Source organism: Psychroflexus sediminis, from assembly GCF_900099815.1.
Taxonomy (GTDB): Bacteria; Bacteroidota; Bacteroidia; order Flavobacteriales; family Flavobacteriaceae; genus Psychroflexus; species Psychroflexus sediminis.
On the sequence record NZ_FNCW01000004.1, the window covers coordinates 128919 to 152840 of the forward strand.

General features: G+C 38.9%; 23 protein-coding genes and 3 tRNA genes. 12 read left to right on the forward strand and 14 right to left on the reverse strand.

Going from position 1 to position 23922, the window contains the following annotated elements; genetic code table 11:
• Window positions 1–62 precede the first annotated feature (62 nt).
• From BLP81_RS05025 to BLP81_RS05050, 6 genes are all read left to right on the forward strand, one after another.
• Window positions 63–135 (forward strand) — tRNA-Lys (locus tag BLP81_RS05025).
• A gap of 146 nt (window positions 136–281) precedes the next feature.
• Window positions 282–354 (forward strand) — tRNA-Lys (locus BLP81_RS05030).
• Between the two features lie 178 nt (window positions 355–532).
• Window positions 533–616 (forward strand) — tRNA-Leu (locus BLP81_RS05035).
• A gap of 233 nt (window positions 617–849) precedes the next feature.
• Entirely contained in the window at window positions 850–1533 is a 684-nt protein-coding gene (locus tag BLP81_RS05040) for an SDR family NAD(P)-dependent oxidoreductase (RefSeq protein ID WP_093366502.1), read from the forward strand.
• A 102-nt stretch (window positions 1534–1635) separates the two neighbouring features.
• Entirely contained in the window at window positions 1636–1836 is a 201-nt protein-coding gene (locus tag BLP81_RS05045; protein ID WP_093366505.1) for a PLDc N-terminal domain-containing protein, read from the forward strand.
• Window positions 1837–1941: 105 nt separating this feature from the next.
• Window positions 1942–2712, forward strand: a complete 771-nt coding sequence (locus BLP81_RS05050) for a class I SAM-dependent methyltransferase (protein ID WP_093366507.1) — start codon at window positions 1942–1944, stop codon at window positions 2710–2712.
• On the opposite strand, the gene BLP81_RS05055 is transcribed toward BLP81_RS05050, so the two are convergent.
• The 8 genes from BLP81_RS05055 to BLP81_RS05090 form a co-directional block, all read right to left on the reverse strand.
• The gene (locus BLP81_RS05055) at window positions 2709–3713 is read right to left on the reverse strand and encodes an FAD:protein FMN transferase (protein WP_093366510.1); all 1005 of its coding nucleotides are present in this window, start codon (window positions 3711–3713) and stop codon (window positions 2709–2711) included. The two genes, BLP81_RS05050 and BLP81_RS05055, sit on opposite strands and share 4 nt — an antisense overlap.
• A gap of 96 nt (window positions 3714–3809) precedes the next feature.
• Window positions 3810–4169: a Na(+)-translocating NADH-quinone reductase subunit F gene (locus BLP81_RS05060; RefSeq protein ID WP_093366890.1), complete on the reverse strand. Its 360-nt coding sequence runs from the start codon at window positions 4167–4169 to the stop codon at window positions 3810–3812.
• Between the two features lie 61 nt (window positions 4170–4230).
• On the reverse strand, window positions 4231–5520 hold the full coding sequence (gene nqrF, locus BLP81_RS05065; protein ID WP_093366512.1) for an NADH:ubiquinone reductase (Na(+)-transporting) subunit F: 1290 nt from the start codon (window positions 5518–5520) through the stop codon (window positions 4231–4233).
• 12 nt (window positions 5521–5532) lie between these two features.
• Entirely contained in the window at window positions 5533–6147 is a 615-nt protein-coding gene (gene nqrE, locus BLP81_RS05070; RefSeq protein ID WP_093366515.1) for an NADH:ubiquinone reductase (Na(+)-transporting) subunit E, read from the reverse strand.
• 14 nt (window positions 6148–6161) lie between these two features.
• Entirely contained in the window at window positions 6162–6911 is a 750-nt protein-coding gene (locus BLP81_RS05075; protein ID WP_093366518.1) for an NADH:ubiquinone reductase (Na(+)-transporting) subunit D, read from the reverse strand.
• A 2-nt stretch (window positions 6912–6913) separates the two neighbouring features.
• Complete coding sequence (gene nqrC, locus BLP81_RS05080) at window positions 6914–7639, reverse strand: NADH:ubiquinone reductase (Na(+)-transporting) subunit C (protein WP_093366521.1); 726 nt, start codon at window positions 7637–7639, stop codon at window positions 6914–6916.
• 2 nt (window positions 7640–7641) lie between these two features.
• The gene (locus BLP81_RS05085) at window positions 7642–8814 is read right to left on the reverse strand and encodes an NADH:ubiquinone reductase (Na(+)-transporting) subunit B (protein ID WP_093366524.1); all 1173 of its coding nucleotides are present in this window, start codon (window positions 8812–8814) and stop codon (window positions 7642–7644) included.
• 14 nt (window positions 8815–8828) lie between these two features.
• Complete coding sequence (locus BLP81_RS05090; protein ID WP_093366527.1) at window positions 8829–10172, reverse strand: Na(+)-translocating NADH-quinone reductase subunit A; 1344 nt, start codon at window positions 10170–10172, stop codon at window positions 8829–8831.
• A 105-nt stretch (window positions 10173–10277) separates the two neighbouring features.
• On the opposite strand from BLP81_RS05090, the gene BLP81_RS05095 reads away from it, so the two are divergent.
• Together BLP81_RS05095 and pruA are read left to right on the forward strand one after the other, a co-directional pair.
• Window positions 10278–11567 (forward strand): type IX secretion system plug protein, encoded by a 1290-nt coding sequence (locus BLP81_RS05095; protein WP_093366893.1) that lies wholly within the window; start codon window positions 10278–10280, stop codon window positions 11565–11567.
• A 99-nt stretch (window positions 11568–11666) separates the two neighbouring features.
• The gene (gene pruA / locus BLP81_RS05100) at window positions 11667–13292 is read left to right on the forward strand and encodes an L-glutamate gamma-semialdehyde dehydrogenase (RefSeq protein ID WP_093366530.1); all 1626 of its coding nucleotides are present in this window, start codon (window positions 11667–11669) and stop codon (window positions 13290–13292) included.
• 93 nt (window positions 13293–13385) lie between these two features.
• On the opposite strand, the gene rsmG is transcribed toward pruA, so the two are convergent.
• Window positions 13386–14015, reverse strand: coding sequence for a 16S rRNA (guanine(527)-N(7))-methyltransferase RsmG (gene rsmG, locus BLP81_RS05105; protein WP_093366896.1), 630 nt, complete (start codon window positions 14013–14015; stop codon window positions 13386–13388).
• A 191-nt stretch (window positions 14016–14206) separates the two neighbouring features.
• On the opposite strand from rsmG, the gene BLP81_RS05110 reads away from it, so the two are divergent.
• Both BLP81_RS05110 and BLP81_RS05115 read left to right on the forward strand, forming a co-directional pair.
• Window positions 14207–15301, forward strand: a complete 1095-nt coding sequence (locus BLP81_RS05110) for a fatty acid desaturase family protein (protein ID WP_093366533.1) — start codon at window positions 14207–14209, stop codon at window positions 15299–15301.
• A gap of 10 nt (window positions 15302–15311) precedes the next feature.
• The gene (locus tag BLP81_RS05115; RefSeq protein WP_093366536.1) at window positions 15312–16496 is read left to right on the forward strand and encodes a pyridoxal phosphate-dependent aminotransferase; all 1185 of its coding nucleotides are present in this window, start codon (window positions 15312–15314) and stop codon (window positions 16494–16496) included.
• A gap of 1 nt (window position 16497) precedes the next feature.
• On the opposite strand, the gene BLP81_RS05120 is transcribed toward BLP81_RS05115, so the two are convergent.
• Window positions 16498–17355: a mechanosensitive ion channel family protein gene (locus BLP81_RS05120; protein ID WP_093366539.1), complete on the reverse strand. Its 858-nt coding sequence runs from the start codon at window positions 17353–17355 to the stop codon at window positions 16498–16500.
• 145 nt (window positions 17356–17500) lie between these two features.
• Between BLP81_RS05120 and BLP81_RS05125 the strand changes: the two genes are divergently transcribed.
• Window positions 17501–18163: a ferredoxin reductase domain-containing protein gene (locus tag BLP81_RS05125; protein ID WP_093366542.1), complete on the forward strand. Its 663-nt coding sequence runs from the start codon at window positions 17501–17503 to the stop codon at window positions 18161–18163.
• A 76-nt stretch (window positions 18164–18239) separates the two neighbouring features.
• Complete coding sequence (locus BLP81_RS05130) at window positions 18240–19082, forward strand: sterol desaturase family protein (protein WP_093366546.1); 843 nt, start codon at window positions 18240–18242, stop codon at window positions 19080–19082.
• A gap of 131 nt (window positions 19083–19213) precedes the next feature.
• Here the strand turns inward: BLP81_RS05130 and BLP81_RS05135 are convergent, their stop codons facing one another.
• From BLP81_RS05135 to BLP81_RS05150, 4 genes are all read right to left on the reverse strand, one after another.
• The gene (locus BLP81_RS05135; RefSeq protein WP_093366549.1) at window positions 19214–21316 is read right to left on the reverse strand and encodes an alpha-ketoacid dehydrogenase subunit alpha/beta; all 2103 of its coding nucleotides are present in this window, start codon (window positions 21314–21316) and stop codon (window positions 19214–19216) included.
• Between the two features lie 87 nt (window positions 21317–21403).
• Window positions 21404–21787: a GxxExxY protein gene (locus tag BLP81_RS05140; protein WP_093366552.1), complete on the reverse strand. Its 384-nt coding sequence runs from the start codon at window positions 21785–21787 to the stop codon at window positions 21404–21406.
• Between the two features lie 154 nt (window positions 21788–21941).
• Complete coding sequence (locus BLP81_RS05145; RefSeq protein ID WP_093366555.1) at window positions 21942–23246, reverse strand: dihydrolipoamide acetyltransferase family protein; 1305 nt, start codon at window positions 23244–23246, stop codon at window positions 21942–21944.
• Between the two features lie 44 nt (window positions 23247–23290).
• A complete protein-coding gene (locus BLP81_RS05150) occupies window positions 23291–23893 on the reverse strand; it encodes an acyltransferase (RefSeq protein ID WP_093366558.1) in 603 nt (200 codons plus the stop codon).
• Window positions 23894–23922: the final 29 nt, after the last annotated feature.

Genomic DNA, 23922 nt, shown 5'->3' on the forward strand with positions numbered 1-23922 from the left:
TTTATTTTTACTTGATAAAACGAAGGAAGGTATTATATTTGCACCCGCAAAAAGACGCATTAGATCTGGTAGCTCAGTTGGTAGAGCATCTCCCTTTTAAGGAGAGGGTCCTGGGTTCGAGCCCCAGCCAGATCACAAATTTTAATAAGGTTCGCGTTGGACGAAAAGCCTGTCCCGATGGAAGCTAAAGCGAAACATCGGTAAGCCCCCAGTCGGATCATACGAATTCCCATGCTCAACACGGGTTTTTTTTATTGAAATTAAGTTCTTAATTATACAGAGATCTGGTAGCTCAGTTGGTAGAGCATCTCCCTTTTAAGGAGAGGGTCCTGGGTTCGAGCCCCAGCCAGATCACAAATTTTAAAGAGAAATCTCGCTGGGCGAGACGTTTATACTGAGTTCCGATAAATATAGGAATCGAAGTGAGCCCCAGCCAGATCACCTTTAATTCCCGCCTTAACTTTTATAAGCTTTGACGTATTGTCTTCAATGCACGAATAAATTGAATTAAGCTTATATTTACAATAATAATGCCCAGGTGCTGGAACTGGTAGACAGGCATGGTTGAGGGCCATGTGTCCATTAGGGCGTGCGGGTTCGACTCCCGCTCTGGGCACTTTTTAAAATACTTGAATTCCTTCTCAAACTTGCGCTCAGAACATGTGTCCGTTTTGAATCACTCTTTCTTCAGTTTTACTTTTCTCTAAAAAAAACTGAAAGCACTTTAAAGTTAAGCTTTCCAATCCACGACATTGAATCAAAATAGTTATTCATTAGTTTGAATTATTTGCAAATATTCCTTTGTCTAAATTGATAAATATCCTTATTTTAAAGATAAAATCTAAAGTCATGATCGATATAAAAAATAAAAATGCACTTGTTACAGGATCCTCCCGGGGAATCGGGCAGCAAATAGCCCTGGGTCTTGCCGAAAAAGGATGTCATGTGATTGTACACGGCAGAAAACCTGAACATTGCGAGGAAACGCTTAATCTTCTAAAGCCTTATAAGGTGAATACCTACACTGTCCACGGTGAATTGTCTGAAAAGGAAGGCATAGAAATGCTGATAGAACAGGTGAATAATCTGGAGATCTCGATTGACATCTTATATAACAATGCCGCGATAATGACGAGCTACAGGGAAGACTTCTGGGATCACCTGTGGGAGGATTGGATGGAAAGCATGAAGGTCAATGTTCTGAGCGTTTACAAGCTATGCGGTGCGTTTATGCCTAAAATGATAGAAAATGGTTTTGGCAGAGTCATTAATTTGGTTTCAGGAATAAAGGATCAGCCTGAATTATTGCCTTACAGCGCCTCAAAGTGGGCGGCCTCAAAGATTAGTATTGACCTTGCCGTGAAACTGGAAGGAACGGGGGTGAGAATCAACTCCCTAGATCCGCAATGGATATCAACAGATTTGGGAGGCGAATTTGCAGATCATTCGGTAGATGAAGTTTTACCCGGCGCCCTCGAACCTGCTATGATCGAAAATGATGGCCCAAATGGCGAAACTTTTTCTGCGATTTAGGAAAATAAACTGTAATTTTAATGCCAGAGTGCTCATTTGGCTCTTGCACTGAAATTTATAGGCAGAAATGTTTAAAGGAATACAGATTTAAAATATAACGAAATGATAGGAACCTTGCAGGCCATTATAATCGTAACATTTATAGTTATTTTAATAATCACTTTATTGGCTTTGATAGACATAGCCAGAAGTGAGTTTACCGGCAACAATAAAGTCGTTTGGGTCTTAATCGTTTTATTTACCAACTTCCTGGGTGCGATTTTATATTTTTTTATCGGAAGAAAACAGAAGATAAAACAGTAAAATTGTTTCTTTTGTATGCTTTTCCACCTGTAAGGCTGCAGATAATATGCTAAAACCGGGCAATTTAGGATTTAATTCAATCATCAAACTTCATATTTAAACATTTTGAAATCCCCTTTTCAAGTATTACTCAATGTATTTCCAAGGCCTTTTTTGATTAAAGTCAGCTTACTATTAAGACCTATGCTTGTGTTGGCTTACAGAGGAAAAGCCTATAAAGATCCCATTGATGGAAAGACCTTTTCAAAGTTTTTGCCTTATGGCTATGAAAACCAAAGATCCAATGTGCTTAGCCCTTCCACCCTTTCGCTAGAAAGACACCGCCTGCTTTGGCTATATCTTCAGCAACAGACTGATTTTTTCACTCGTCCTCAGAAAGTGCTTCATTTTGCCCCAGAACAGGCGTTTTACAAAAGATTTAAAAACTTAAAAAATCTGGAGTACACCACTACAGATCTCAATTCTCCTATCGCAGATGTTAAAGCTGATATATGTGACTTACCTTTTGAAGATAATAGCTTTGACACCATCATTTGCAACCATGTCCTCGAACATATCAAGGACGATGCAAAAGCTATGAAAGAGCTGTACAGGATACTCAAACCTCAAGGCATGGCTATTCTTCAAATTCCCCAGGACCTCAACAGAGCAACAACATTTGAAGACGACTCCGTCATCGACCCCAAAGAAAGGGCAAAAATTTTCGGGCAGTATGACCACCTAAGAATTTATGGTCGCGATTTTTTTGATAAGCTGAGATCTATTGGTTTTAAAGTTAAAGCAGTCGATTTGACTTCAGAAATGAAAGATTCTGAAATTGATTATTACCGTTTGCAAAAGGGTGAAATAATTCCTGTCTGTTTTAAACCTGCCTAAAATTCTTCGACAGAATCCTGAAGTTTCTCCGAGATGTAGGTTTTTTGATTTCCACTCTTATCACTGTAAATGAAAATAACCTGCAGGTCTTGGTTAGAGCTAAGAAATTCCATTGACTTCTCAAATCCCATCGCCATGAAAGCGGTGGCATAAGCATCCGCATCGGTGCAGGTTTCAGCAATAACTGATGCAGAGAGGATATCGGTTTTCTGTGATTTTCCCGTTTTAGGATTAATCGTATGAACATATTTCTGACCCGTTTCAGCATCCACTCTGAATTTTCTGTAATTTCCAGAAGTAGCCAGAGATTCATCATAAAGTTTAACTCCGTATTTTATTTCTCTGGAACCATCCTCAAGGGGCAATTCTATTCCGATGACCCATGGACTATTGCTTTCGAGGTTGCTTCCCTGTACTTTCACTTCACCACCAATTTCTACCAGATAATTTTCTGAACCTTTAGATTCCAGATAATCTCCGAACATATCTACTGTATACCCCTTAGCGATGGCATTAAAATCTAGGTATAAAGTTGATTTTGATGATTCAATCCTGTTCATCTCAGTCAAGTTTATGCTTTCAAAACCAACGAATTGAAAAAGGGAATCGATATCCTGATCCGTGACTTCTTCAGAATAACCGCCCGGTCCAAAACCATAAGCATTCACCAGCAAGCCGACACTGGGATCAAAATACCCTCCAGTATCTTCATATATACGTTTAGAGGCTCTGAAAACGCTTTGAAAATGATTGTCGACCACTATAGACGTATCGCCAGCATTGATGTTGGAAATATCTGAATCCGGAATATACGTGCTCATAGAGGCATTGATTATATCCAAAAGCGAACTGATATCAGAAGGCCGAATAGATGCTTCACTGGAAAAATATTTGATGGTATAGGTTGTGCCTAATGCATTACCCTGGAGTGCTTTTACATCAGGGGAATCGTCGCAGGAAGCGAGAAAAAAGCTAAATAATAATACTAATAAATATTTCATGCACTTACTTTTATGATTTTGTGGTCACCTGCAAGCTTTGGTGAATTAAACTGATCCCAAAACCCTGTGTTTAAAGATTATTTTAATCAATTGACTTTATTTGATTTCAATTAATTCTGAATAATTTAAAATATAGTCCTCTTCTGAATCTACAGGAAGATCATAACTCACCGAGTTGGCAATACCAACTCCGGCATAAAAGGTTTTGGCATTGTGAGTGGCAGCATGCTTAGCAACTTTTTGCATGAGTTCCTCATTGTATAAAACAGGGTTTTCCGGATATTTGACGGCGCGAACTACAACAAAAATGAGCTGTTTATCTTTCGTGGCTACAAACTGTGGATTTCTTGACTTTTTACTGTTAACTGCCAAAAATTCATACCCCATGTCTTCCAAATCTTTTCCAACAACATTCATAGCAAGATTGTGAAGTTGCTGCTCTGTGAGTAATCCCATAGGTTTTAGAGATAAAAAAACCCAAACAAGGAGTGTTTGGGTTTGGTTCATTTACTATATCTTATCCTCCAAAGTCATCAAATCTGATGTTTTCATCGGGAATTCCAAAATCTTCTCCCATTTTTTGAACGGCCTGGTTCATCAGTGGAGGTCCACAGAAATACAATTCAATATCTTCAGGCTCTTCATGATGACTTAAATAATTATCGATCACACATTGGTGAATGAAGCCTACAAAGCCATCACCTTCTCCGTCAAGTCCATCTTTAACTTTCCAGTTATCCTCCTCCTGAGGTTCGGATAGCGCGAGATAGAATTTAAAGTTTGGAAAATCCCTTTCTAATGCTCTAAAATGCTCGGTATAAAACAATTCACGCTTTGAACGACCTCCGTACCAGAAGGTTACTTTTCTACCGGTTTGAAGAGTTCTGAATAAATGGTATAAGTGAGAACGCATTGGAGCCATACCAGCACCACCACCAACATAAAGCATTTCCGCTTCGCTTTCGTTGATAAAAAATTCTCCGTAAGGTCCGGAGATGGTTACTTTATCTCCTTCTTTACAGCCAAAGATATAAGAGGAAGCCACCCCAGGATTTACATCCATCCAGTCTCCTTTAGCTCTGTCGAAAGGAGGCGTAGCAATACGTACATTAAGCATGACGCGTTTACCTTCTGCCGGATAGGAAGCCATAGAATACGCTCTCTCCACGGTTTCGGTATTTTTCATCACAAGCGGCCATAATTTAAAGTTATCCCACTCGGTTTTGAATTTATCCTCTTCATCCGGATGCTCTTCTGGATGAGCAGTGATATCCATATCTTCAAATTTCACTTCGCAGGGAGGAACTTCAATCTGGATATAACCCCCGGCCTTGTAATCCATGTCTTCAGGAATTTCAACAATAAATTCCTTGATAAATGAAGCCACGTTATAATTTGAAACGACAGTCGCTTGCCATTTTTTGATTCCGAAGACTTCTTCAGGAATCTCAATTTTCATGTCTTGTTTGACTTTCACCTGACAACCAAGTCTCCAGCCCTCAGCAATTTCCTTTCTTGTAAAGTGTGGTTCTTCGGTTGGCAAAATAGCACCACCTCCATCTTTTACGATACACTTGCATTGAACGCAGGTGCCACCACCTCCACAGGCAGAAGGTAAAAACAATTTATTATCACTCAAAGTGGTTAACAACGTAGAACCTGAATCTACTTCTAAATCTTCTTCACCATTCACATTAATCTTAACTGGTCCCGAAGGCGATAATTTTGCTTTGGCTGATAATAATATAACAACCAGCAACAAAATTAAGGTTAAGAATACTGCTACACTCGCTAATATAACTGTCATAATCTTCTTTGTTTATAATTTAATACCCATAAAACTCATAAATCCAATCGCCATCAATCCGGTAATGATAAAGGTGATACCAAGACCCTTGAGCGGAGCAGGAACATTGGAGTAAGCAATTTTTTCTCTAATCGCTGCAATAGCAAGGATGGCTAAAAACCAGCCAATTCCACTACCAAGACCATATACAGCTGCGCCTTCAATACCGCTAAAATCCTTTTGCTGCATAAATAAAGAACCTCCCAAAATAGCACAGTTTACAGCAATTAGCGGTAAAAAGATACCCAAAGATCCATATAAAGCAGGAGCAAATTTTTCTACAATCATCTCCACTAATTGTACCATAGAAGCAATAACCGCTATAAACATGATAAAGCTAAGAAAACTCAAATCCACACTGGCAAATTCTGAGCCTAACCAACTCAATGCGCCGGGCTGTAATAAGTAATTATCCAAAAGATAATTGACAGGCACGGTGATTAACAGGACAAAAATAACAGCAAGACCTAAACCAACAGCAGTTTTCACTGTTTTGGATACAGCCAGGTAGGAACACATGCCTAAAAAATAGGCGAAGATCATATTTTCTATGAAAATACTTTTGACAAATAAGTTTATTAAATCCATCTATGAGGTTTTATTTAATTTTCTTCAATTAATTTTCTGTTTCTCGCTCTCTGAATCCAAATCAAGATACCCACAACAATAAGAGCCATAGGAGATAACAGGAAAAAACCATTATCTTCATAACCCATGGCATACAATCCGGTGGATTCTGCCATAGTAACACCTTTATGGCCCAATATTTCATATCCAAGCAACTTGCCAGAGCCAAATAATTCTCTGAAAAAAGCAACGATGATGAGGATAAGTCCATATCCGGCCGCGTTACCAATTCCGTCAAGGAAAGATTTGTAAACCCCGTTACCTAAAGCAAAAGCTTCAAGACGGCCCATAATGATACAGTTGGTGATTATCAAACCGATGAAAATAGACAATTGCTTACTCACATCGAAAGCATAGGCTTTCAAAATTTGATCCACAAGAATTACCATGGAAGCCACTACAACGAGCTGGACAATAATTCTAATTCGACTTGGTATTGAGTTTCTTAAAAGCGAAATAATGACGTTACTAAAAGCCATAACGAAAACTACAGCCAGTGACATAACGATCGCAGGTTTTAACTGAACCGTAATTGCCAAAGCGGAACAAATACCTAAAACCTGAACGGTGATAGGGTTGTTATCGTCTAAAGGATCTTTTAAAATTTTTCGGTTTGCCTTGGACAGGAAGTGTTCTTTCTCTTCAGAACTCGATAAAAAGAGAAGCATTTCGCTTTTCTTCTTTTCTTCTGCAGTCTGAGGCTTTTGATTTTTTTCTAAGCTCATAATTATCTGGTTACAACTTTAATTTCTTGACGCTTTTTGAAGAAAGGCAAATAATTTTTCAATCTATTCTCAATCATTTCAGAAACACCATCACTCGTAATTGTGGCGCCTGAAATAGAGTCTACCTTGTTATCATCTTTATCACTTCCACCACTGTAGCCTTTCACAACATTCACTCCTACTAATTCACCCTTGTCATTGAAGATTTTTTCGTCTACAAAACGCTGCTGAAACCAGTCAGTGGTAATTTCAGCGCCAAGGCCGGCAGTTTCGCCTTTGTGGTCATAAACAACACCTTTTACGGTATTTGCATCATCTTTTAAAGCGATATAACCCCAGATGGCATCCCAGAGACCACTGCCTCTCAAAGGAGCAATAAAGTATTCTGATCCTTCATAATTTGCAATATATAAGGGAAAAGTCTGCTCCTCTACTGGTTTTGAGAGTTCTTTAGCTAAATCTACCTCAAAAGCATTGACCTCCGTTTTATCTTCACCTTTATGGTTTAAAGACAACTGTTGCGTGATGTGCTTATTAAATAGTTCTTCAGCGTTTTCTCTACTGGTTTGAATACCAATAGTTGCTAGAATATTTTGCATTTTTTCTTTACGAACATTTTCTTTTTGCAGCGGACTTAATGTAGTGGCAGTAAAAGAAAGGGTTACTGCTACAACAATGACCATGATTATCGCAAAAATAAATGTATATGCGTTACTGTTTTTATCCATTGTTAGGCTGTTTTTACAGTTTTGGTTTCTAATCTTTTTTTCCTCTTCTTGATGTTACCTTCTATCACGTAATGATCTATGGTTGGCGCAAACACATTTAAAAGTAATATGGAGAGCATTATCCCTTCAGGATATGCTGGATTCAACGTACGAATTATGATAGCTATCACACCTATCAAAGCGCCATAAACCCATTTACCTCTTAATGTTTGGGCTGCACTTACGGGGTCTGTCGCCATAAACACGATACCAAAAGCAAATCCACCAACTATCAAGTGGTTGTACCAGGCAAAATTAGTCATACCGTTACCCTCAACACCAAAAGATGGCAGAGCATTTAATAGTAAAGCCATTGCTGCCGCACCAAGAATGCCACTAAGTATGATTCTCCAGTCACCTACTTTGGACAGCACCAGAATTAAGGCTCCAGCAGCGATACATAGAACAGATGTTTCTGCAATAGACCCCGGGATAACCCCCGTAAGCATTTCTGCAGAGCTATAGGTAATCTCATTATTAGCTGACAAAGAACCCAAAATAGTTTCACCGGAAATAGAGTCGATATTTGAAGCTTCACTCACCCATACCTTATTTCCAGACATATAGGTAGGGTATGCAAAATAAGCGAAAGCTCTGGCCGTAAGTGCCGGGTTAAGAATATTCATGCCTGTACCTCCAAAAGCTTCTTTACCAATTAAAACTGCAAATATTACAGATAAAGCCACCATCCATAACGGAATATCAACCGGCATAATCATTGGAATAAGTAAACCGGTCACCAAATATCCTTCATTAACCTCGTGGCCTCTCATGATGGCAAAAGCAAACTCAAGCCCCAGACCGACGGCGTAAGACACCACGATCATAGGAACGACTTTGTAAGCTCCATGAAGAAATGCTTCTAAAATTCCAGGGTTCTCACCAAGCTGAGTGAAATGCTGATAACCTGTATTCCACATACCAAATAATAAGGCCGGAATAAGAGCTAAAACCACAGTTATCATTGTTCTCTTCAAATCTACTGCATCTCTGATGTGCGCGCCCTTTTTGGTAGTATGGTCTGGCACAAACAAGAACGTATCTAGCGCATTTATAGCCGGACGATACTTCTCAAGCTTGTTACCTGGCTCAAAAGGCTCCTTAATTTGATCAATTTTCTGTCTAATCCAATTCATGTTTATATATAAATTTATCCTACTTCTGTTATCATAATATCCAAACCGTTGCGAATAATAGACTGAGCTTCGATTTTGGATGTATTTGTGTATTCTACTAAGGCAAAATCCTCTGGTACAACTTCGTAAATACCAAGATTTTCCATTTTTTCAATATCACCTGCCATGCAGGCTTTTATAAGTTGCATTGGCATAATATCCAAAGGCATCATCTCCTCCATTTCTCCAGTAACAACCAATGCTCTTTCCTCTCCGTTTAGATTGGTATTCACTTCATATTTCTTATTTGGAAACAACCAGGACAGGGATGTTTTTGAAGCAGAGTGAATATCGTTATCCTTAAAAGGAATCCAGCCAAACATTCTGTATTCATTTCCTTCCGGAATCACCGTTAAGGTATTGGAGAAGTAATTGATATAACCATCTTCTTCTATTTTTTCGCCAGTAAGCACATTCCCACTTATGATTCTGGAATTGTCGTCATGATCTTTCAAAATTGAAGAAACTTCAGCCCCAATAATGGTTTTGAAATATTTTCTGTGTTTTGCTGCTGAACCAGTAACCACTACAGTTCTTTCAGCATTATATTTTCCGGTTTTGAATTGCTCCCCGATTATGGCAACATCTTCAGGATTAATAGTCCAAACGCGCTCCCCTCTGTTCATAGGTTCTGTCTCATGAATCAAAGTTCCTACATTGCCAGCAGGATGAGGACCAGAAATGGTAATCAATTCCACATTTTCAATATCCTTCAGAAAACTTGCAGATTGCTTATCTACACCCAGATAAACCTTTCCTCCGGTTAGCTTAGTCAAAGCATTGATTCCATTCTGAAAAAACTCTGCTTTATCTTTTAAGATAAATTCATAGTCCGCAGACAATGGTGCTGTATCATAAGCAGAGATATAAATCGCCTTGGGTGTATCCTCAGCCTCAGCCGGAATGTTATAAGGCCTTTGATTTAAAAAAACACCTAATCCAGTGGAAAATATTCTGTCTTTTACTTCAGAAGAATCTGACTTTAAAGGATCCATGATACCAAAATCCTTGTAAGACATCTCATCATCGGCCTCTATAATAACGCTTAAAATTTTTCTTTTAGCACCACGCTTGATTTCCCTTAGTGTTCCGCTAACCGGAGATACAACTCTGGTTTTATCTGAATATTTAGAGAAAAAAACTTCATCACCAGCATTTAATTTAGCGCCTTCTTTGAGAACCATTTTAGGCACCAAAGAATGAAAATTTGAAGGTCTTAAAGCAACTGTTTTCGATTTTTGAGCCTGCTCAATAGAATTTTCTGCTTCACCTTTTAGTTTTAGCGTTAAACCCTTTTTAATCTTTATGTCTATGGGCATCTGTAAATAAAATTTTATTTGGTTTGCAAATTTAATAATTTAACTTACATTCTTGAAGGAAACAAATCTTATAGTTTTATTATTTATATTCAATCTAAACAACTTATGATCCCCACAAATTTCAGGCTTTACTCGCGTTTTTCAAAGCTTATCATCATAATTTTAATAAGTTTTACGAATTATTTGTCTTTTGGTCAGCAAGTTTACGAGACTTTGCCTCCAGATTTTATTAAAACCATCGAATTTTTTGGATCAAACAGTGAATTTAGCGGCACGCCTGTTATCCCTTTGCAAGACTCAATTTTACTTAAGTTTGACGATTTAACAGCAGCTGAAAATGATTACTACTACGAAATAGAACATTATAATTTTGACTGGACACCTTCTCAGCTTTCCGAAAATGAATTTTTAGAGGGATTTGACAACATTCGATTATTTGATTATACAAATTCCTTCACTACTTTACAAGCCTACACCCATTATGAGTTAAAATTACCAAATCAAAACACTCGGCGTTTTAAAGTCAGCGGAAACTACATGCTCAAGATTTTTAATGCCGATAAACAGATTCTTTTTTCCAGAAAATTTATCGTGTATGAAAATCTGGTCGATGTAGATGTTGAAATAAGACGATCCAGAACTTCGGCGTTTATCGATAAGAAACAAGTAGTCAACTTCGAAATAGGGAGAAAAGATTTCTTTTTCAGAAATCCGGACCAGACCGTAAAAACTGCAGTAGTGCAAAATAATGACTTTACAACCGCCATCTACGACCTCAAACCCCAATTTACGCTCGGTAATACGTTGGTTTATAAATATGATGAAGAATCGTCTTTTTGGGGAGGTAATGAATATTTAAACTTTGATAATAGTGATATTAGACAGGGAACCTTAAGAATAAAACGCATAGAATTACTGGACTTGTACAACACCTATCTTTACCCCAACTTCGTAAGACATGGAAAAGTTTATACCTACTATCCGGATATCAATGGAGCTTTCAGAATCAATACATTACAGGGTGAAAACAAGGACATTGAATCGGAGTACGCTAAAGTGCATTTTTCACTACTTAATTCTAGAGATTTAGATGGTGGAGAAATACACCTCTATGGAAGGTTCAATAATTACGTACTGGATGACAGCACCTTAATGGTGGCCGATGAAAAGAAAGAAAATACGTTTAACAATGTTTTACTAATGAAGCAAGGGTTCTACAATTTCAAATATGTCTATTTGGACAAAAACGGAAATTTTAATGAAGGATTTATTAGTGGAAATCATGAAATTACTGAAAACAATTATCAGGTAATTGTCTATTATAGAGATATAGGAGCCAGATTTGATAGAGTTATTGGAACAGGTTCTGGTAATAGCGAGAATATTATTAATTAAGTTATCTTAACAAGTATTAATAAAAGCTTATCATCATAAATTTTCTCACTATAACATATAATCTATCTTTGTAAAGATCAATTATAAAAAAATAAAATTATGGGAAAAGGATATTTTCAAGTGCCTAGTGCTATAAACGAACCAATTAAAACCTATGCTCCTGGATCTCCAGAAAGGGATTCTATAGAAAAGATGTATAAAGAAATATACAATCAAAAAGCAGAAATTCCTTTATACATAGGTGATAAAGAAATCAAAACAGGAAATACCAAAAGTATAAGACCTCCGCATGATCATCAACATGAAGTAGGTATTTATCATACGGCTGATGAACAGCATGTTGAACAGGCTATAGATACTGCCCTGGAAGCCAGAAAAGAATGGGCTAAATTACCTTGGGAGCAAAGAGCTGCTGTATTTTTAAAAGCAGCTGACTTAATCTCTGGACCTTACAGAGATAAAATGAATGCAACTACCATGATCGGTCAGTCAAAAACTGTTTTTCAAGCTGAAATTGATTCTGCTTGCGAAATCTGTGACTTCTTAAGATTTAATGTGGAGTACATGTCAGAAATTTACAGAGAACAACCAGAATCTGCAGACAATGAATGGAACAGACTTGAACACAGACCACTAGAAGGTTTTGTATATGCTATTACTCCTTTCAATTTTACAGCCATTGCAGGAAACTTGCCATCAAGCGCCGCTCTTATGGGAAATGTTGCCGTTTGGAAACCCAGTGATAGCCAAATGCTCTCTGCACAAGTGATTATGGAAGTATTTAAAGAAGCTGGTTTGCCAGATGGTGTTATCAATATGATTATTGGTGACCCCGTTATGATTACTGACAAAATTTTAGCGAGAAAAGAATTTGCAGGCATTCACTTTACAGGAAGCACCAGTGTATTTAAAGGCATCTGGTCTAAAATTGGTGAAAACATTCACAACTACAATACTTACCCAAGAATAGTTGGTGAGACTGGTGGTAAAGATTTCATTGTCGCTCATAAATCTGCAGATGCGCAGGTAGTCGCTACTGCCTTATTGAGAGGTGCCTTCGAATTTCAAGGTCAAAAATGTAGTGCAGCTTCGAGATCTTATATTTCTAGCAGTCTATGGCCTAGTGTAAAAGAAAAGCTCGTTAATGACGTGAAGTCAATCAAAATGGGACCTACTGGAGATTTAAGCAACTTCATTGGCGCCGTAATTCACGAACAATCTTTCGATAAATTATCAGAATATATTGAAAGAGCTAAGAAAAGTGACGAAGCAGAAATCATAGTTGGTGGTAATTGCGATAAGTCTGAAGGTTATTTTGTAGAACCTACAGTGATTGTAACTACCAATCCTAAATACGAAACTATGGTCGAAGAATTGTTTGGACCAGTGTTGACGCTTTATGTGTATGATGATGATAAATACGAGGAAACACTGCATTTGGTAGATAATACAAGTCAGTATGGATTAACAGGTTCTATCATTTCTACAGATCGCTATGCAGCATCGGTAGCAACGGACATCCTTCAAAATTCTGCTGGTAACTTCTACATCAATGACAAATGTACAGGTGCCGTTGTCGGTCGCCAGCCATTTGGTGGTGCCAGAAATAGCGGTACTAATGATAAAGCAGGGTCTAAGTTTAACCTATTGAGATGGTCTTCACCAAGATTGATCAAGGAAACTTTTGTTCCGGCAACAGATTATACGTATCCTCATATGGGATAATTAATACTCTATTCTAAAACAAAAAATCCCTCAATAGTTGCTATTGAGGGATTTTTTGTTTTACACCAGTTTTTTTTATCTGATGAGATTTAACTATCCTCGATATTTCATCGGAAGATAAACCACTTTTTTGGTGTCAAAAAAGTCTTCTTCAAAGAGTTCTGAAAGTTCAAAAATCTCAACCCTTCGATAGGGCTTTAATTCTTCAGACAAATCTCCTCCTTTCAGGTATAGAATTCCATTTTTTCTGTCGTGTTTAGATTCTTTGGCAATTTTACCTTTTACCCAGTGTACAAAACTTGGCATCACGGCAACGGCCCTGCTCACAATAAAATCGTATTCCCCGGAGATGTTCTCTACTCTATCGTTTACAGCCTTTACATTTTTAAGCCCAAGAGCATCCACTACTTCTTCTACCACTTTTATTTTTTTACCGATGCTATCCACTAAGGTGAATTGCGTTTCGGGGAATAAAATAGCTAATGGGATTCCGGGAAAACCACCACCCGTACCTACATCTAGAACTTTAGAACCGGGTAAAAATTTCTGTACTTTAGCTATGCCCAGGCTATGCAGAACGTGACGAATGTATATTTCGTCAATATCTTTTCTGGAAACCACATTTATCTTTTGGTTCCAGTCTTTATAAACATCTGCAATAGCTTCGAATTGCTGAAGCTGTACTTCGCTTAATTCAGGAAAATACTGTTTTATTAATTTCAAATGATTTGTTTTTTGCGCAAAAATAAGAGTTCTGAACATGATATTGCTAAAATTCGCTCCGATTATGTAAGCCTTTCCTTTTGAAAAAAATCTAATCGGTCACCTAAACACTTATAAATCGAACACAATTGGCATTTGTATAAAGGATTGGTATAGATTAATTTTTATATTTGTTTTCATAAATTTTATCAATGACGAATCCAACAATTAAATTCTCCAGAAGAGACCCGCAGAAGTTCTTTAGAACGCTGAACAAAAGGGTTAACGAATACTTCAACGAAAATAATATCAAAAAAACCGGTAACTGGAAATTGCACCTAAAGACAATTTTCATGTTCAGCTTGTTTTTAAGTCCTTACTTCCTCATCCTATTTTTAGACATTTCAGATTGGTGGAAATTATTATTCACCGTTTTGATGGGTGCGGGTATGGCCGGAGTAGGAATGAATGTGATGCATGATGGTAATCACGGTACCTATTCAAGAAAAAAATGGGTTAACAAATTCATGGGGAGCTCCATATATATTTTAGCTGGTAATGTTTACAACTGGCAGGTACAGCACAATGTTCTTCACCACACCTATACCAACATCCATGGACATGATGAAGATATAGACGCTGGAGGAATTATTAGATTTTCTAAACATGCGAAGTGGAAACGCTTTCATAAATTTCAACACATCTACTCTGTTTTCTTATATGGACTCCTCACGTTCAACTGGGCATTAACATCAGATTTTAAGCAAACCCGACGTTACTTAAAGCGCAGGTTATCTTACGGAAAAATGCCAAGTCAATGGAAACAGTGGAGCATGCTTGCCGTTACCAAAGCCTTATACCTGTCCATTTGGATTGTCATCCCTATTTTAATAGGAATTGTATGGTGGAAAGTGCTGTTAGGCTTTTTTGTCATGCATTACACGGCAGGACTGATTTTAAGTGTCATTTTTCAACTGGCACACATGGTAGAAAACAATGATATGCCCATGCCCAATGAAGTTGGCGAAATGAAAAACACCTGGGCGATACACCAGTTATTTACCACTACAAATTTTGCGACCAACAGCAAACTGATGAATTGGTTTAGCGGAGGGCTCAATCATCAGGTGGAGCACCATATATTTCCTAATATAAGTCATATCCATTATGATAAAATAAGCAAGATTGTAAAAGAAACAGCTTTAGAATTTGACCTTCCTTATAATGAGTACGATTCCACTTTAGAAGCTGTCAGATCTCATTTTAGACATTTAAGAACACTGGGAAGCGAACCTCAATTATCCTAAATCAATCCATATGATTCAACTCTCTGATAAAATTCAAAAATTGGAAACCTCAGCCACATTAGCTATGGCTGCAAAGAGTAGAGAACTTAAAGCAGAAGGAAAAGATATTATAGGTCTTAGTTTGGGTGAACCGGATTTTAATACACCCGATTTTATTAAAGATGCAGCTATACAGGCTATAAATGATAATTATAACTCATACTCCCCGGTAGACGGTTATGAAGATCTTAAAAAAGCAGTTCAGAAAAAATTCAAAAGAGACAATAACTTAGAGTACAACCTGAATCAAATAATCGTTTCTACAGGCGCTAAGCAGTCGCTTTACAATGTAGCTTCTGTTGTTTTAAATCCCGGTGATGAAGTGATTCTTCCCTGTCCATATTGGGTTAGCTACAGTGACATCATCAAATTGAACGGTGGCGTTCCTGTAGAAGTTCAAACGGATATTGATCAGGATTTCAAAATGACTCCAGAGCAACTGAAATCGGCCATCACCTCAAAAACTAAAATGCTTTGGTACAGCTCCCCCTGCAATCCAAGCGGTTCCGTTTACACCAAAGAGGAATTAAAAGCCCTGGCAAAAGTTCTTAAAGATTATCCCGATGTCATTGTCGTAAGTGATGAAATTTACGAACATATCAACTTTGGCGAAGAGCGTTTTTCCATAGCTGAATTGCCCGACATGTATGACAGAACGGTTACCGTCAACGGTGTGTCTAAAGCTTTTGCTATGACAGGCTGGAGAATTGGCTATATAGGTGCACCAGAAAAAATTGCCAATGCCTGTAAAAAGTTACAGGGCCAGGTGACCAGTGGTGCAAATTGTATTGCTCAAAGAGCAGTCATCACTGCTTTGGAAGCTCCCCTAGATAAAATCCAGTTCATGGTCGATAAATTCAAATCGAGAAGAAAATTGATTTTAGATTTAATTGAAAGCATTCCTGGATTTGAGTGCAATGAGCCCAAAGGAGCCTTTTATGTTTTTCCAAACGTCTCGTCTTTCTTCGGAAAAACTTACGGCGGTAAGAAAATTGATAATGCTACCGATTTTTCCATGTTCCTATTAGAAGTGGCAAATGTGGCAACAGTTACAGGTGAAGCTTTCGGAAACCCAGATTGCATCAGGATTTCTTACGCTGCCAGCGAAGCCAACATTGAAGAAGCGATGGAAAGAATTAAAAAATCATTAAGCTAGTTTAATCTTTTCGTTCAGGCAGAGACTCTGAAGCTTTATACTCTCCCCCTTGATAAACAATTCTTCTTGGAATAGGAGTTTCAATACCATGGGCATCTAAAGCTTTTTTAACAGCTTCCAGTTGTTCCCAAAACGTTGGCCAGTAGTGTATAGATTCTACCCAGCATCTTGCTGTCACACGAATTTCTGATTCGCCAATTTCTTCCAGCCAGACATCGGGTTCAGGCTCTTTTTCTACAATGGGATGTGCTTTCATGGCCTCCAGAATGATGGGCCGAATCGTTTCCATTTTGATGTCAAATGCAAATTTGAAACTCAAATCTACTCTTCGCAACGGATTCATGGTCCGGTTATCCACATCACTATTGGCAACATTTCCATTGGGCATGGTAATAATTCTGCCGTCGAAGGTTTCAATTCTTGTATAAAGTATGTCAATATTCACAACATAACCCGTGCTGGAATTCACATGAATTAAATCCCCCACTTTAAAAGGTTTAAAAACCAGAATCAAAACTCCGCCAGCAAAGTTTGCAAGACTTCCTTGTAAAGCCAGACCTATGGCAATACCGGCAGCCCCGAAAATGGCCAGGAAAGAGGTGGCTTTTATACCTAAAATAGAGCCGATAAGGGTAAACAACAAACCATATAAAACAAAAATCGATAGGCTTTCTACAAAGGTTTTTAAGGATAATTCGACTTTTGATTTCCTCAGCGCAGCTTTTAAAACCTTCATAATCAAATTGATGAAGATAATCCCCAACACAAGTGCTACTGCTGAGTAAATTAATTCAGGTCCGATAGAGACAAGTATTTCTTTTAAATAGGTTTTTATCGTCTCCAGAAATGAAGTATCCATAGTCAAAATTTATTTTGGAATAAGGTAATTATTAAAACTTAGATTCTGAAGATTTTACCAAACAGATTCATTGTGTTAAAATAATCAGCCTTATTTCTTAATCCTAATAGATAAAACCTATACCTTTTTTATTTTCAAATAAAAAATGAACACTCTAAAGATTAAGTCCATTGAAAAAATAACCCACGATGTTTTGCAAATCAAGACCAATAAGCCTTCAGGCTTAGAATTTGAACCTGGACAGGCCACTGAACTTTTCCTCAATAAGGAAGGCTGGAAGGAAGAAGGAAGGCCTTTTACCTTCACAAGTTTACCTGAAGACAAGGACCTTGAATTTGTCATTAAAACCTACCCCGATCACGATGGCGTTACTGAACAGTTATTGGATCTTGAAGAAGGTGATGAACTGCTTCAAAATGAAGTTTTTGGTAATATTTACTTTAGAGGTGAAGGAACGTTCATCGCCGGAGGTGCTGGATTAACACCCATGCTCGCCATCATAAGAGACCGGTATAAACATGGAAAAAATGAAAACAACAAACTCATCTTTTCCAATAAGACAAAAAAAGATATTATTTTAAAAGAAGAACTCGAAAAAATGCTGGGCGATCAGTTTGTGAATATCCTTTCTCAGGAAGATACAGATGAATACCCACATGGCCATATCGATAAAGAGTTTTTAAAAGACCACATCCTTAAGCTGGATCAGAAGTTTTACGTCTGCGGCCCACCACCCATGATAGACAGCGTTGTCGAAGATCTTAAAAATATAGGTATCGATGATAATAATATTATTCTTGAAGATTAATTATTTGACTTCATTAAAAAAACAAATCTGAATTATATAAAGATTTCAGTATTTTTGGAGTCAAAATATATCACCTATGGTTGATTTTCTTTCTTTTTTTGAAGAAATGCCAATCTGGATGAAGCTGGCATGGGTCGTCGGCATCCTGGCTCTTTTCTGGATACTGGAAGGCTATTACAGTCTGACGGTGATGACGTATAAAAAAATACGGCATGCCGGGGTTAATTTCATTTTTTTACTTTTTACCATGCTTATCAATGTTGGTTTTGGTGCGCTTACCTTAGGAGTATTTTTTTGGATCGAAACCAATCAGTTTGGACTTTTGCACCTCATCGACTTACCTCCTGTTGCAGAACTGCTCTTAGCGATTTTGGCCTTAGACCTTATCGCTCAATATGGGGTTCATTATTTTTTACATAAAGTCAAGTGGATGTGGCGACTGCATATCGTTCACCACAGTGATTCCAAAGTAGATGTGACCACGGGAACAAGACATCATCCCCTCGATTTTACCATCAGAGAAACAGTTGCTCTGATGACCGTATTGATTATGGGGATGCCGATTGCTTATTATTTATTCTACAGAATTTTGAGTGTGTTCTTTACCTACTTTACACACGCCAATATTAATTTAGGACCCTTAGACAAAGCCCTAAGTTATGTAGTTGTGACTCCTAAAATGCATAAATTTCACCACCACCACGAAATGCCCTGGACAGATACCAACTTTGGAAACATGCTTTCCATCTGGGACAGACTCTTTGGCACCTTCGTATATGCTGACCATACCAAAATCAAATACGGTTTAGATATCGCAGATGAATTCAGGGATGAAGATGTTTTCTACCAGTTAAAGATTCCTTTTGACAGAAGAGTCAAACGAAATCCTGAAACAGAATTATATTCAAACCCGGAATGATTCTTCGCCACCTCGCGTGAGGTATGCGAGAGGAAATCCCGCAGTCCCCAAAGCTTTGGGGGGAGGAATTGAAACGGGCAGACCGGCGCTCCCCAAAGCCATCGGAATTGGGGAGGGACACGCCCCAGATATCAATAATCCAGTAAGTCCTGAATTTTCACTTTTACTTTTTCTGTACTTGGAATCATGGTTTCTTCCAAAATTGAATTCAGTGGAATAGCAGGCATATTTTCGGATCCGATGGTCATTACAGGAGCATCCAGATACTGGAAGCACTCCTCCTGAATTTTGCCGCTAAGCGCTCTGGCAAAGGTGTTGTCTGAAGGTTCCTCGGTGACCACTAAGCATTTTTTACATTTTTTGACCGATTTCATAATGGTTTCCTCGTCCAGAGGGTGAAGCGTTCTCAGGTCTACGATTTCAATTCGGTCCTGCAGACCAAGTTCCTGAGAGGCGTTCATCGCCCAGTGCACACCCATTCCGTAAGTGATGATACTGAGGGTTTCCTCATCATCCTGCGGCCATATCTCCTGTAAAACCCAGGCTTTCCCCAGGGGAAGCATGTAATTCTCTGCTGGTTCGACACTTGTTGCGCCTTTGGTTCCTGGCACTTTACTCCAGTACAGTCCCTTATGTTCAAAGATCACCACCGGATTGGGATCATAATAAGCTGCTTTCATTAGCCCTTTGAGGTCTGCCCCATTACTCGGGTATACGATTTTGAGTCCGCGAATGTTGGTGACCACACTTTCAACAGAGGACGAATGGTATGGACCGCCGCTTCCATAAGCCCCGATCGGCACGCGTAAAACCATCGAAACAGGCCATTTTCCATTGGATAAATAGCAGCTTCGACTCACTTCGGTAAACAGCTGATTCAGACCCGGCCAGATGTAATCTGCAAACTGGACCTCCACGATAGGCTTGAGACCCACGGCAGACATGCCCACAGTAGAGCCAACGATAAAGGCTTCCTGTATAGGTGTATTAAACACCCGATGGTCGCCAAATTTTTGAGCCAGGGTTGCTGCTTCTCTAAACACGCCTCCCAGCCTGCCCCCTACATCCTGCCCATAAAGCAGACATTCCTTGTGTTTCGCCATCAACTCTTCGATGGCAAATAAAGCACAATCGACCATGACCACTTTTTCGGCTCCTACCGGAGAGCGTTCACCCTGCTCTTCGGTTATGGGTGTGGGAGCAAAGTCATGGGTGAATAAATCCTCTGGCTTTGGGTCTTCAGCCTGTAAAGCTTCCTGGTATTCTTTTGCCACCACTGCCTGAGCTGCTTTTTCAATGGACTGAAGCTCATCTGAAGTAAAAGCGTTATCCAAAAGCTGCTGTTTTAATTTGGGATACGGATCCCTGGTTTTGGATTCTTCAAGATCATCTCTGTAAAATTCCATTCGAACACCAGACGTATGGTGATTGAGTAAGGGACACCTGGCATGTACCAGAAATGGTCTTCTTTCTTTCCTCACTGTCTCCAGAACCTTTTCAAATTCTGTATACGATTCTTCAAAATCTGTCCCGTCGATGCTTATCGCTTCCAGACCATGAAAACCTTTGGCATAGTCGAAGGCATTCTGCGCCCGGGTTTCTTCCGCGTTGGCAGAAATATCCCAGCCATTGTCCTGTACCACATAGATAATGGGAAGTTGTTTAAGCGCCGCCATCTGAAAAGCTTCTGCAATTTCACCTTCGGTGACGGAAGCATCGCCCAGGGAACATACCACAACCCCCCTAGCTCTCAAAGGGGGAACCTTAAAGTTTAAGTCCTTTCCTTTGGAAAGTCCCGACGCTTCGGGATGGGATAGACCCTCTTCTTTGTACTTCATTCCTAATGCAGCCCCCGTGGCAGGAATGGCCTGCATTCCTGTGGCAGAACTTTGGTGTGGGATTTTGGGTTTGTCATCATCCTTAAGACTGGGGTGTGCGTAATAGGTTCGCCCGGCAGAAAAGGGATCGTCTTTTTTAGCTAAAAGCTGAAGCATCAAATCCTTTGGCTGCATACCAATGGCCAGTAAAATCGAATCATCTCTATAATAGGGATACACATAATCCTGAGGTAAAAGCTGAATACCTACCGCGGCTTGAATAACTTCATGCCCGCGAGAGGTGGCGTGTACATATTTGGAAACCACCTTAAAATTTTCTTCATAGAGTTCTGTCATCGCTTTGGCAGTGACTAAATTTTGAAAGGCTTTTTTGAATATGTTCTTATCTAACTTCATTTATTGAATTTTTGTCGTTTTTGAATCTTTCAAATTTATACTCATATGTTTTTTTTCTCTCGCAAAGTCGCAAAGGCGCTAAGCTTACTATATCTTTAGATTATTGACAATTCGTGTGATTCCATTTTTAATAAGCGATTCATTAAAATTGATTAGTAAGCCTAGCTTTAAGTTAGTCAATTTTAAATAGGTCAAAACTTGTTTTGGATGAACAGGAGCGATACTTTCGACTGATTTTAATTCAATAATAACTTTATTATTTACAATTAAATCTGCTCGAAAACTCAATTGCATTCTTAAGTCATCCCATATAACTGGAATAGGTTTCTGGCGACCGACATTTAAGTTTAGTTTTCTCAGTTCAAAATACATGATTTCTTCATAAACAGATTCTAAAAGACCTGGACCCAACTGAGTGTGAATTTGATAAGCTGTATTCACAATAATTTTCGATAATTGGTTCTCATCCATTTTGCACCCCTTTTATTGTTTTCTGCGGCTTAGCGACTTTGCATGTAATCTTAAGAATCCTCCAAATAATCTGCAATCTTTAATTTTTGATAATTGGGTCTCATTCAATTCACTGTTCACTCTATTTTGCGTCTTAGCGACTTTGCGTGAAATTTTAAGAGTCCTCCAAATAATCCGCAATTCTTCTTAAAAAACTTCCCGCCAAATAGCCATCGACAATCCGATGATCAAAAGATAAAGACAAATACATCATCTGCCTGATTTCTATTTGATCTCCGTCCTCATATTCGATAACCTCAGCTCTTTTCTTTATGATTCCCGTAGCTAATATGGCTGCCTCCGGCTGGTTGATAATGGGTGTTCCCATCAGGCTACCAAAGGTTCCCACATTGGAGATGGTAAACGTACTTCCCCGGGTATCATCACTGGTCAGTTTGTTATCCCTGGCTTTTGCCACGAGGGCATTAACCTCTTTGGCTAAGATTTTCAAATCTTTTTGATCAGGATTCTTTACCACAGGGACAATCAGATTTCCACTAGGTAAGGCGGTTGCCATTCCGATATTGATATCATCCTTTACAATGATGTTATTTCCGTCCAGTGAAGAATTTATCATCGGAAAATCCTGAATGGCCTTTGTCACTGCCTGAATGAAAAGTGGAGTGTAAGTTAATTTCTCACCGGTTTCTTCCTGGAATTTTGCCTTGTTTTCATTTCTCCAGTTGACCAGCCCGGTCATATCTGCTTCTACATAAGCCGTGACATGGGGTGAGGTGTGTTTGGAAAACACCATATGATCGGCAATCATCTGTCGCATCCTGTCCATCTCCACAAGCTTTCCTTTCCCTTTGTCAAATTTCAAAACGGGAACTTGAAAGCCCGAGGATGGGTCAGGCACAGGCTGGGCAAACTGAGCCGGTCTTCCGTCTTCTAAGTATTTATAGACATCAGATTTTTTCAACCGCTCATCGGTTCCGGAAGCTGGAATTCTAGCCAGCTCTTCGTAGCTGATGTGGTAATCTCTGGCTATTTTTTCAACCAGAGGTGAATAAAAGTGATTCCCTCTTGTCCCTGATTTCCACTCCGCATTAGTGGTCTGTGTCTGAGCTTTTGTTTTTTGCTTCTGTGGCGCTTTGGGTGCCTGGCGCTCAGGCTGCTTCTCTGATGTATTTGCTTTGCTTTCTTTCTCTTCTGAAGGTGATTCTGCTTGACCTGAGGATTCCAGAATCGCAATAACTTCACCGATTTTAACAACTTCCTTAGCTTCAAACCTAATTTCAACAAGCCGTCCCGAACATGGCGCAGGAACTTCGTTATCGACTTTATCCGTTCCCACCTCTACTAAAATATCACCCTCCTGAAAACTTTCCCCTTCCCCTACTATCCAATTTAAGATAGTACCTTCGGTAATGCTTTCTCCCATTTTAGGAAGTTTAAATTCTGTGGTTTCTTTACTCATACCTTTTCTTTCTAGCTTTTGCTTTCAAACTGATTAAGTCACAATCAGTTTTCGCCTTTAAATTCTTTTAATGTCTCATAAAAATCTTCCTGCTTGGGCCTGTTTTCAGGAATCGTTCTCATTGGCTCAACCTCTTCCAAACTGTTGTGACAATCGGCAGGCAATTGCTGATATAGTTTGGTTCCGGCAGTTTTCCAGGCAATCATTTCATCGGATACTTTTTTAATGATTTTGGCTGGATTGCCTACGACTAAACTTCGCCTGGGGATTTTAGTCTCTGCTTTCACAAATGCCAGAGCACCAATGATAGATTCAGCGCCAATTTCAGCATCGTCCATAATGACAGAATTCATTCCGATCAGGCAATTCCTACCTAAATTGGCCCCATGAATGATAGCCCCATGTCCTACGTGAGCTCCTTTTTTCAAAACGATCGACTTCCCGGGGAACATGTGAACGGTACAATTCTCCTGAACATTAACTCCGTCTTCCAGTATAATCTCACCCCAGTCTCCTCGAATGGCCGCACCCGGTCCTATATAGCAGTCTTTACCGATAATCACATTTCCGGTGACCGCTGCCTGTGGATGCACAAAGCTGGATTCGTGAATGACGGGGATATGTCCTTTAAATGAATATATACTCATAATACATTAATTTTAGAGGGTAGTGGTTA

Bases quoted from the DNA above. Each gene is read 5' to 3' on its own strand.
- BLP81_RS05040 (WP_093366502.1), top strand. From the start codon at position 850: ATGATCGATATAAAAAATAAAAATGCACTTGTTACAGGATCCTCCCGG.
- BLP81_RS05045 (WP_093366505.1), top strand. From the start codon at position 1,636: ATGATAGGAACCTTGCAGGCCATTATAATCGTAACATTTATAGTTATT.
- BLP81_RS05055 (WP_093366510.1), bottom strand. From the start codon at position 3,713: ATGAAATATTTATTAGTATTATTATTTAGCTTTTTTCTCGCTTCCTGC.
- BLP81_RS05060 (WP_093366890.1), bottom strand. From the start codon at position 4,169: ATGGGATTACTCACAGAGCAGCAACTTCACAATCTTGCTATGAATGTT.
- nqrF (WP_093366512.1), bottom strand. From the start codon at position 5,520: ATGACAGTTATATTAGCGAGTGTAGCAGTATTCTTAACCTTAATTTTG.
- nqrE (WP_093366515.1), bottom strand. From the start codon at position 6,147: ATGGATTTAATAAACTTATTTGTCAAAAGTATTTTCATAGAAAATATG.
- BLP81_RS05075 (WP_093366518.1), bottom strand. From the start codon at position 6,911: ATGAGCTTAGAAAAAAATCAAAAGCCTCAGACTGCAGAAGAAAAGAAG.
- nqrC (WP_093366521.1), bottom strand. From the start codon at position 7,639: ATGGATAAAAACAGTAACGCATATACATTTATTTTTGCGATAATCATG.
- BLP81_RS05085 (WP_093366524.1), bottom strand. From the start codon at position 8,814: ATGAATTGGATTAGACAGAAAATTGATCAAATTAAGGAGCCTTTTGAG.
- BLP81_RS05090 (WP_093366527.1), bottom strand. From the start codon at position 10,172: ATGCCCATAGACATAAAGATTAAAAAGGGTTTAACGCTAAAACTAAAA.
- BLP81_RS05095 (WP_093366893.1), top strand. From the start codon at position 10,278: ATGATCCCCACAAATTTCAGGCTTTACTCGCGTTTTTCAAAGCTTATC.
- pruA (WP_093366530.1), top strand. From the start codon at position 11,667: ATGGGAAAAGGATATTTTCAAGTGCCTAGTGCTATAAACGAACCAATT.
- BLP81_RS05110 (WP_093366533.1), top strand. From the start codon at position 14,207: ATGACGAATCCAACAATTAAATTCTCCAGAAGAGACCCGCAGAAGTTC.
- BLP81_RS05115 (WP_093366536.1), top strand. From the start codon at position 15,312: ATGATTCAACTCTCTGATAAAATTCAAAAATTGGAAACCTCAGCCACA.
- BLP81_RS05120 (WP_093366539.1), bottom strand. From the start codon at position 17,355: ATGGATACTTCATTTCTGGAGACGATAAAAACCTATTTAAAAGAAATA.
- BLP81_RS05125 (WP_093366542.1), top strand. From the start codon at position 17,501: ATGAACACTCTAAAGATTAAGTCCATTGAAAAAATAACCCACGATGTT.
- BLP81_RS05130 (WP_093366546.1), top strand. From the start codon at position 18,240: ATGGTTGATTTTCTTTCTTTTTTTGAAGAAATGCCAATCTGGATGAAG.
- BLP81_RS05135 (WP_093366549.1), bottom strand. From the start codon at position 21,316: ATGAAGTTAGATAAGAACATATTCAAAAAAGCCTTTCAAAATTTAGTC.
- BLP81_RS05140 (WP_093366552.1), bottom strand. From the start codon at position 21,787: ATGGATGAGAACCAATTATCGAAAATTATTGTGAATACAGCTTATCAA.
- BLP81_RS05145 (WP_093366555.1), bottom strand. From the start codon at position 23,246: ATGAGTAAAGAAACCACAGAATTTAAACTTCCTAAAATGGGAGAAAGC.
- BLP81_RS05150 (WP_093366558.1), bottom strand. From the start codon at position 23,893: ATGAGTATATATTCATTTAAAGGACATATCCCCGTCATTCACGAATCC.